This window comes from Pseudoalteromonas sp. SR45-5, assembly GCF_014163565.1.
GTDB classification, from domain to species: domain Bacteria; phylum Pseudomonadota; class Gammaproteobacteria; order Enterobacterales; family Alteromonadaceae; genus Pseudoalteromonas; species Pseudoalteromonas distincta.
In genome coordinates this window covers 1-7,798 of record NZ_JACJDN010000129.1, presented here as the reverse complement: position 1 = coordinate 7,798, position 7,798 = coordinate 1, and the positions used below count along the sequence as shown (strand labels likewise).

9 protein-coding genes are annotated in these 7,798 nt (G+C 40.9%); 7 read left to right on the top strand and 2 right to left on the bottom strand.

The window, feature by feature from the left end; all coding sequences use genetic code 11:
* The 6 genes from H5072_RS07045 to ung all read left to right on the top strand — a co-directional run.
* On the top strand, positions 1–721 hold a 721-nt coding region (locus H5072_RS07045), incomplete at its 5' end, for an ABC transporter ATP-binding protein (RefSeq protein WP_182693110.1).
* A gap of 1 nt (position 722) precedes the next feature.
* Positions 723–1,727 (top strand): iron ABC transporter permease, encoded by a 1,005-nt coding sequence (locus H5072_RS07040; protein ID WP_182693109.1) that lies wholly within the window; start codon positions 723–725, stop codon positions 1,725–1,727.
* Between the two features lie 4 nt (positions 1,728–1,731).
* Positions 1,732–3,216, top strand: a complete 1,485-nt coding sequence (locus H5072_RS07035; RefSeq protein ID WP_182693108.1) for a cobyric acid synthase — start codon at positions 1,732–1,734, stop codon at positions 3,214–3,216.
* On the top strand, positions 3,209–3,808 hold the full coding sequence (cobO, locus tag H5072_RS07030; protein WP_007376484.1) for a cob(I)yrinic acid a,c-diamide adenosyltransferase: 600 nt from the start codon (positions 3,209–3,211) through the stop codon (positions 3,806–3,808). The genes H5072_RS07035 and cobO overlap by 8 nt, the downstream gene beginning before the upstream one ends.
* The gene (locus H5072_RS07025) at positions 3,808–4,668 is read left to right on the top strand and encodes a cobalamin-binding protein (RefSeq protein WP_182693107.1); all 861 of its coding nucleotides are present in this window, start codon (positions 3,808–3,810) and stop codon (positions 4,666–4,668) included. The genes cobO and H5072_RS07025 overlap by 1 nt, the downstream gene beginning before the upstream one ends.
* On the top strand, positions 4,665–5,327 hold the full coding sequence (gene ung / locus H5072_RS07020; protein ID WP_024604200.1) for a uracil-DNA glycosylase: 663 nt from the start codon (positions 4,665–4,667) through the stop codon (positions 5,325–5,327). Before H5072_RS07025 ends, ung begins: the two co-directional genes overlap by 4 nt.
* Positions 5,328–5,414: 87 nt before the next feature.
* Here the strand turns inward: ung and H5072_RS07015 are convergent, their stop codons facing one another.
* On the bottom strand, positions 5,415–5,603 hold the full coding sequence (locus H5072_RS07015; protein ID WP_182693106.1) for a DUF3545 family protein: 189 nt from the start codon (positions 5,601–5,603) through the stop codon (positions 5,415–5,417).
* A 213-nt stretch (positions 5,604–5,816) separates the two neighbouring features.
* Positions 5,817–6,767: a transaldolase gene (tal, locus tag H5072_RS07010; RefSeq protein WP_002961397.1), complete on the bottom strand. Its 951-nt coding sequence runs from the start codon at positions 6,765–6,767 to the stop codon at positions 5,817–5,819.
* A 225-nt stretch (positions 6,768–6,992) separates the two neighbouring features.
* Between tal and yaaA the strand changes: the two genes are divergently transcribed.
* Positions 6,993–7,772 (top strand): peroxide stress protein YaaA, encoded by a 780-nt coding sequence (gene yaaA / locus H5072_RS07005; RefSeq protein ID WP_002961399.1) that lies wholly within the window; start codon positions 6,993–6,995, stop codon positions 7,770–7,772.
* The last annotated feature ends 26 nt before the right edge of the window (positions 7,773–7,798 follow it).

The following is a 7,798-nucleotide window of genomic DNA, read 5'->3' as shown; positions in this document are numbered from 1 at the left end:
CCTTAAAATAACCACAGGTAAATTTGTTGGTTTAATTGGACCTAATGGCGCAGGTAAATCGAGCTTATTGCGTTGTTTATATCGTTTTAATAAACCCAGTGACGGCGTTGTAGAGTTTAACAACACCGATATTTGGCAGCTAAAAAGCGATGAGTACGCAAAAAAAGTAGCGGTTGTTTTACAAGAAACCCCGTCGCAATTTAACTTAAGCGTATTTGATGTTATTGCACTTGGGCTAACGCCTCATAAATCGCTATTTAGCTCAGTAACTAACATTGATAAACAAAAAATTACCCAAGCTATCAACACTGTAGGGTTGGCAGATCATATCGATCAAAGCTTTGAGTCACTTTCGGGTGGTGAAAAGCAACGTGCCTTGATAGCCCGCGCCATAGTTCAGCAACCTCAGTTGTTAATAATGGACGAACCAACTAGCCATTTAGATGTTAAATACCAAATACAGGTAATGGAGCTTGCTAAATCGTTGGGTGTAACGGTGTTTGCATCGTTTCACGATTTAAACTTAGCTTCTGCAATGTGCGATGAACTAGTGGTTATTAAAAATGGTGAAATTACACATACAGGCACGCCAAGTGAGGTATTAACCGAAAACATGCTAGGCGACGTTTTTGGTGTCTGCGCTCAAGTAAATAACCACCCGCAAATATCGGAGTCGGGAAATAGCATCCCTCATATCACTTACTTTTATGGTTACGAATAATATGAGCGCAGTTAATACTCGCCAATCACTTGCGCTATTTATCAGTGCTGCAGCTGCTTTATTTAGCTTATTTGCAGCACTTAGTTTTGGCGCAGCAGAGACCTCACTTCAAGGTGTATTTAATAGCTTTTTACTCTCAAATGATGCGTCTTTTAATTCGCGTATTATTTTTGAACTAAGAATGCCACGCACATTACTCGCCTTTTTAGCCGGTTCTGGCTTAGCAATTGCGGGGCTTATTTTACAAACGGTAACGCGTAACCCTTTAGCCGATCCTTACTTATTTGGTATATCGTCGGGTGCCTCATTTGGCGTGGTGTTACTTATGGCATTAGCAGGTATTAGCGCAGGTTTTATGTTATCGGCAGCAGCGTTATTAGGTAGCTTACTCGCTATGAGTTTATTAATACTTATTGCAGGTAGGCAGCAAAGTGCACAGGTAGAATCAATGTTATTAGCTGGTGTTGCTCTGTCGTTTTTATTTAGTGCATTTACCAGCTTGCTGCTTTATTGGAGCGACCCTCAGGCGGTAGCCGCTATTTTATTTTGGACACTGGGCAGCTTTTCGCGTGCGCAGTGGGCTACGCTTTGGTTGCCTTTATTGGTAATTACATTGTGTACGTTTGTAATGCTGAGCTTTAGAAGGCAGCTAAATGCTATGTTACTGGGCGATGAAAGCGCAATTACATTAGGTGTGAGGGTTCAGCGCTTTAGAATACTTATGCTGGTTTTAAGCTCATTAATTACCGCTGTGCTGGTGGCTATGTGTGGTGGTATTGGGTTTGTAGGATTAATGGTGCCGCATATTGTGCGCTTTTTTATATCCCAAGGCACCATCGCTGGCTTACTGGTAACCAGCTTGGTGGGCGGTACATTTATGGTGTGGGTTGATGTACTTTCGCGCTCATTGCTGAAAAACCAAGAACTGCCCGTAGGTGTTATTACTGCAGCTATTGGTAGCGTGTTCTTTTTGAGTTTATTGTTTTTTAGAAAGCGAAGGGTGTAATTCCATGAAAACCTTAATGGTGCAAGGCACTACATCAGATGCTGGTAAAAGCACTTTAGTTGCTGCCCTTTGCAGGGTGTTTTCTAAGCGTGGGGTAAAGGTTGCGCCTTTTAAACCACAAAATATGGCACTCAATAGCGCAGTAACAAAAGATGGCGGCGAAATTGGTCGTGCGCAAGCTTTGCAAGCAATAGCAGCTAAAGTAGAGTCCGAAATAGACTTTAATCCTATTTTACTTAAACCTAATAGCGATACTGGTGCACAAGTGATTATTCACGGAAGAGCCATTAGTAATATGGAAGCGGGCAAATATCACGACTATAAAAAAGCGGCGATGGATGCAGTAATTACCTCACATAACCGCTTAGCTAAACGCTTTGATTTACTCCTCGTTGAAGGGGCAGGTAGCCCTGCTGAAATAAACCTGCGTGAAAACGATATTGCCAATATGGGTTACGCCGAAGAGGTAGATTGCCCAGTAATTATAATTGCTGATATTGATAAAGGTGGTGTGTTTGCACATTTGGTAGGTACGCTTGCGTTGTTAAGCGAGTCAGAACAGGCGCGCGTAAAAGGCTTTGTTATAAACCGCTTTAGAGGCGATATAGGTTTGCTGCAAGGCGGGCTTGATTGGCTTGAAGAATACACAAACAAACCCGTACTTGGCGTATTACCTTATTTACACGACCTTGCGCTTGATGCCGAGGACGCCGTCGCAATTGATAATAACGTAACCAACGCCTCAATTAATATTGCAGTGCTGCTTGTTCCCCACATTAGTAACCACACCGATTTTGACGCACTGCGTTTGCACCCAAACATTAATATAAATTACGTGCGCCATACGCAAACGATCCCAGACGTTGATCTGATAATTCTTCCAGGCAGTAAAAACGTGCTGGGCGATTTAACCTTTTTGAAAAATGAAGGCTGGGACACTCAAATTAAACGCCACTTACGCTATGGTGGCAAAGTACTTGGCATTTGTGGCGGCATGCAAATGCTGGGCAATACGCTCAACGATCCCGAGGGTATTGAGTCATCATTAAAGCAAGTAAATGGGCTTGCTCTGTGCGATTTTGAAACCACGCTAACAACACAAAAAGTATTAACTAAAATAACCGCTACACTGCTTTTAAATAACCAATCAACACCCTGTAGTGGTTACGAAATACATGCAGGGATTAGCCAAGGTGCAGCGCTTAATAAGCCATTTTTAACCTTTGATGAAAGCCACCCACATGGCTTTACGTTTGATGGCTTTATTAGCGATGATAACGCCATTGCGGGCACTTATTTACATGGCTTATTTGATGAAGCCGATGCTACATCGCAAATTTTAAAATGGGTAAAACCAAGCGCCTCAATTAACCCAATTAGTATTGCCGCTCACCGCGAGCAGCAGTTAGAACGATTAGCAACCATGTGCGAAACGCATTTAAACATACAGCAAATTATCTCGATTTATGAAGGGCACAATAATGACTGAACAAAACAACGATAAGCATAAGCAGCGCCAACAAAAAGTAAAAGAACAAGTGGATGCACGTGTTGCGGCAGCGCAAGATGTAAAAGGTATTTTTCAGGTAATCACCGGTAATGGTAAAGGTAAATCAACCTCAGGCTTTGGCGTTGTAGCACGCTGCGTTGGACATGGTAAAAAAGCAGCCGTTTGCCAATATATTAAAGGTACGTGGGAATGTGGCGAGCGTAATTTATTACAAGGTGCAGGTGTTGAGTTTGTTGTAATGAACACCGGTTTTACTTGGGATACGCAAAATAAAGAAGCCGATACTGCAGCCGCGCAGGCAACATGGCAAGAGTCAAAACGTATGCTTGCTGATAGCAGTATTGATTTAGTATTACTTGATGAGCTTACGTATATGGTGACTTACGGCTACGTTGATTTAGATGAAGTAGTAACAGCCCTTAATAACCGCCCACCCATGCAGTCAGTTATTATTACAGGGCGTGCAGCACATCGTACTTTAACCGACCTTGCCGACACAGTAAGTGAAGTGCGTAATGTAAAACATGCATTCGACTCAGGCATAAAAGCGCTCGAAGGGTTTGATTACTAATGTTTAAAGCGTTTTTTATTGGGGTGCTGCTTTTTAGTGTATCGGGCAGTGCACTTGCAGAGCAGACCAAGGATTCTAAAAAGCTGCGAATAATCGCGCTTGCACCACACATTGTCGAAAACCTATTTGCCATAGGGGCGGGCGATAATATTGTGGGCACAGTTGATTACGCCGACTACCCTGCTGAAGCCCAAAGTATTGAGCGCATAGGGGGCTATTACGGCATCTCGCTTGAAAAAGTATTGGCGCTTAAACCCGACTTAGTTATTGCGTGGAAAAGCGGAAATCAAAGCGAAGATTTAGCCCAAATAGAGCGTTTAGGTATAAAAGTGTATTTGAGTAATCCCACCACAATCGCTGGTGTAGCCGACGAGTTACTTACTTTTGGTGAATTTACAGGGAATATTGAGCAAAGCCAGCAAGCGGCAAATGCATTTACACAAAAACTAAACGCGATTATTAAAAGCCAGCAAGATAAAAAAAATATTACCGGATTTTATCAGTTATGGGCTGAGCCTATGATGACGGTAGGTAAAAACACATGGATAAATCAGCTGATTGAAACATGCCATGTAAGCAATGTATTTGCACAGAGCGTTACAGATTACCCGCAAATTAGTATCGAAAATGTTATTGTTACTAAGCCGCAAGTTATTATTATCCCTGATGAAAAATCAAAAACACCACAGCCGATTGTTAATTGGCAAAAGTGGCCAGAAGTTCCCGCTGTTAAAAATGATCAATTTATTAGCGTAAATGCCGATTTACTACATCGTTTTACTCCGCGCATGCTAGATGGACTCGCGGATATGTGTGTTAAAATAGACGCATCACGTAAACAGATTAAGAGTACACAATGAGCAATTGGGCTACATTTTTAGAAAGTGAATTACAGCAACCTTACATGCAGCAAACGTTAGAGTATGTGGCTAATCGCCGCAATGAAGGTGTTGCTGTTTACCCGCCTGAAGCTCAAGTATTTAGTGCTTTTGATGCCACCGCACTTAATGACATCCGCGTTGTAATTTTAGGACAAGACCCATACCACGGGGAAGGGCAAGCGCATGGCTTGTGTTTTTCGGTATTGCCTGATGTAAAAAAGCTGCCACCGTCGCTTAAAAATATGTACAAAGAGTTAGCTGTCGATATCAGCGGGTTTATTATTCCTGAGCATGGTTACCTGCAAAGCTGGGCAGATCAGGGCGTGTTTTTACTCAATACAGTATTGACCGTGGAGCAAGGGCAAGCGCATTCACATAAGCATTTAGGATGGGAGCAATTTACCGATAATGTAATTGCCCATATTAATAAGCACTGCGAAGGTGTGGTATTTATTTTATGGGGGGCACATGCACAAAAAAAAGGTAAAGGCATAGATAGCGCTCGCCATCATGTTTTAAAAGGGCCGCACCCATCGCCGCTTTCGGCGCATAGAGGCTTTTTTGGTTGTAAGCATTTCTCACAAACGAATGAGTTATTGCAAGCCCAAAAAGATAAGCTAATTAACTGGCAAATCTAATTTATTCTAAAGAACTCAAATTGTTTAAACCATTAAAAAAGGCTTCCAGATTCTGGAAGCCTTTTTGTTTAGTTGGGGCGTATTGAATTAAAAATCGAGCTCATCAATTGCAATACTGTCTGTAAAGTAGTCTAGTTCTTGTAGTTCTTTACGTAGGCGCTGTTTGTCTTTTATTGCTTCTATTTCACGCCATTTTCTTTTTTTATTTTTTTGAGAGGTTTTTATTGTTGTATCTGGTCCTTCTAATATCTCTAATATATCGTTTAGGCTATCCATGAACTTCTCCTATTGATTTTATTGACCTCAAGAATACCTATACCACAGGCCTAGTTAAAATAGAATAAAAAAGTGACAGTTATGTTACATAAGTGTGATTAATTGATGAAGGTTTATACGAAGATTATATGAAGGTTAAATAGAGAAGTAGCCAATTTTAGGCATAAAAAAACGCCGCTATTGCGACGTTTTCTAAAACACGATTATAGCAAATTACATTGCTTTAAAACGCGCTTCTAGTTGTTCTTGTGCATCAGCAAAAGAGCGAATACCTTCAGCCAGTTTTTCAGTAGCCATAGCATCTTGGTTATGTAACCAACGGAACTGCGCTTCTGTAAGTGGTTCTGGTTTTGGCTCTTTAGGAATATCTGTTTCTAGCAAGTATTCCTGTGCGCCTTCAAGGTTACCTAAATCTTCTAAAAGATTAGGGCTAATAGTTAGCTTGTCACAACCTGTAAGTGCAATAATTTCGCCTGTATTACGGAAACTTGCACCCATCACAACTGTTTTGTAGTCATGGCGTTTGTAAAATTCAAAAATGCTGCGTACAGACTGAACACCTGGATCTTGTAGCGGATCGGTTGGTTTTTCCATACCGTTAGCAACATGCCAATCTAAAATACGACCAACAAATGGCGAAATTAGAAATACGTTTGCATCGGCACATGCGCGAGCTTGGGCATCGCTAAATAATAAAGTAAGGTTACATTTAGTACCTTCTTTTTCTAGCTGCTCAGCGGCTTTAATGCCTTCCCACGTAGACGCTACTTTGATTAAAATTTTATCTTTGCTTACACCTTCTTTTTCGTAAAGGCTAAGTAGAGTATGTGCTTTATCAATAGTCGCTTGCGTATTAAACGAAAGGCGTGCATCTACTTCAGTAGAAATATAACCAGGAACAATCTCACTAATTTCTTTACCAAGTAACACGGCAAAGTAATCACATGCTAGTTCAAGTTGTTTAGCTGGCTCTTGCTCGGTTTCTTTTGCATAGCTCCAAGCTTTATCTAGGTAAGGCTTATATGCTTCAATCTCGCTCGCTTTTAATAAAAGCGACGGGTTTGTAGTTGCATCTTCTGGTTGATGCTTTTTAATAGCTTCAATATCACCAGTGTCGGCTACGATAGATGAATGTTGTTTTAGCCTTTGTAGAGCTGAAGTCATTTGCTTTCCTCATTCCAAGCAAGTTAAAAGAAAAATCTAATCACTCTTAATATATACAATCCATACTGCAACAGTGTGACAATGCTTGATAGGTCTTATGTCCTTATCAATAGAAAAACGGCAATGCATGGGTTATTAAGAGAGGATTTATTTAAACAAAACGTGCTTTTCGTTTCATTTAATGTTGAAATTGACACTAAATAAATTACAAGTCAATAGCTAACTATGATCACTGTTATTTCACCTGCAAAAAATCTTGATTACGAAACGCCACCCGCAACAGACAAGTTCACTCAGCCTGAATTACTAGAGCACAGCGAAGAGCTCATGAAAGTATGCCGTGAACTAACACCAGCGCAAATTGGCAGTTTAATGAAAATTAGCGATAAGCTATCTGGGCTTAACGCAGCACGCTTTAGTGAGTGGGCACAGCCGTTTACACAAAGTAATGCTAAACAAGCAGTGCTTGCCTTTAATGGCGATGTATACGGCGGTTTAGATGCAAGCACGCTTAAAGCTAGCGAGCTTGATTACGCACAAAACCATTTGCGTATTCTCTCGGGTTTATACGGCTTATTAAAACCACTTGATTTAATGCAAGCTTACCGTCTTGAAATGGGCACCAAGCTTGAAAACTCGCGTGGCAAAAACTTATACGAGTTTTGGGGCAGCGTAATAGCGAACAAACTAAACGACGTATTAAAAGCACAAGACGCGCAATACTTAGTTAACCTTGCTTCAAACGAATACTTTAAAGCGGTAGATAAAAAAGCATTAAATGCACAAATTATTACCCCACACTTTAAAGACTGTAAAAACGGTCAATACAAGGTAATTAGCTTTTACGCTAAAAAAGCACGCGGCATGATGGCGCGCTACATTATCGAAAATAAAGTAACGCAATTAAGTCAGCTTAAAGAGTTTACTGTGGCGGGTTATTACTTTAGCCCTGAGGCAACAGTTAAAGAGCTTGAGCCGGTATTTATGCGCGACGAACAAAATTAGGTCATAAGCTTAAATAAACAATTGAA